Annotated in this window: 1 protein-coding gene; it reads right to left on the reverse strand. The window is 52.1% G+C overall.

Features of this window, described 5'->3' with window-relative positions:
- Positions 1-10: 10 nt before the first annotated feature.
- Entirely contained in the window at positions 11-1,333 is a 1,323-nt protein-coding gene (locus LVQ77_RS22230) for an IS4 family transposase (protein ID WP_232905493.1), read from the reverse strand.
- Positions 1,334-1,352 lie beyond the last annotated feature (19 nt).

Below are 1,352 nucleotides of genomic sequence, written 5' to 3' on the forward strand. Positions count from 1 at the left end.
CTAATGCCGGTCACTTAAGGTGACCGGCATTGTTTTTTAAGGGATATTTCGACCTTTTTTCTCTCACTTCCCTTGCATATTCACGCTCACGCCTCGAGGGGAGTTTTAGCATCGCTGCGTTGCTGTAAAAATGCTTCAGGTGACCCGGGATGGCTCCCGCTGATGACCACGGCAGCCCGATTAACAACCCTAATATCTCCGACACTGCACCGCTAAAACTCAGCTGATAAGGCAGATAATCTCCCTTCAGGCTAAACGCCATCTTGATCATCTGGTAACGAATTAGGTTATAAGTCAGCAGGATACCCCACAGTTCCTGCCTGACCATTTCCGGCAGTTTACTTCTCAACGCCCACCGGTTCCCCAGTAAAAACTGCTTCGTCTCCCGGTATCCTAACTCGATTTCCCAGCGATGCTTATAAAGCTCCGCCACGCTCGCGGCCGGATAACGCATCGCATCCGTCATTGACGTCAGAACCTGCCGTTCTACGCCATTGACCTTCCGGCGGATAAGCCGCACGGTCATTTCTTCCGGCAGTCCTTCCCACTGTTTTCTGGCCTGCGGTGACGTTTTCAGCCGTATCAGCTCGTCCTGTTTGCCGAGCTTACATACCACCTCGTACTGCGTGTTCTTTTTCAGCGGCATCAGCCAGTGGCGATTTTCGCCCGCATTATGCCAGTCATGCAGCAGCCCTGAAGAGTAAAAACCCTTATCAAACAGCGTAATACTGTTATCCGGCGCGCTGTCTGCCAGCTGTGCCGCCAGGCGCATCTCGTTAACGTCGTAACTGCCCATCACACTGGCCCGCAACAGGTGGCTGCTCAGTTCCATCAGGCATACCATGCGGACCTGAGGATATCCGCGTTCACCGTGCTGGTTCGAAGCCTTACCGAAGGCCTCTGCATTTTCAGGCGTGTCCTGCGTATGCCAGACTACGCCATCGACAGCATTGAGTGTCAGTCCGTGCCAGAGAGGATGTTTTGCCTCTGCATGCCAGTGTTGCTGAGTGATATCAAACAGAACCCGGATGGCATCTTCGCCTAATGTTTTTCTGCGGGCAATAACGGAGCTGGGTGCGGTGAATGAGCGTCCGGTTCGGTCAACAATATCCATCAGATTAACGATATGACTCATAGGCTTATTGTTGAATATGGCCATGCCGATAACCAGCCAGACCATGGACTCGAGGGGGAGTTTACGCTTGCGTAGGGTGACGGTGTCAGTGAGAGAAAAAGCTTGCTGAATGAGGTCAGGAGACAGGAGGTCAGCGAGGCTTTGAACTTCATCGGGGGCAGTGAGATTGATAATACCGAGAGCTTGTGAAAGTTCCATTTAAAAAGGGTCCATGTTG

The sequence above is a fragment of the Buttiauxella cochleicola genome (assembly GCF_021282435.1).
Lineage (GTDB): Bacteria > Pseudomonadota > Gammaproteobacteria > Enterobacterales > Enterobacteriaceae > Buttiauxella > Buttiauxella massiliensis.

Excerpts from the sequence above, each read along its gene's own strand:
- LVQ77_RS22230 (WP_232905493.1), bottom strand. The coding sequence starts at position 1,333 with ATGGAACTTTCACAAGCTCTCGGTATTATCAATCTCACTGCCCCCGAT.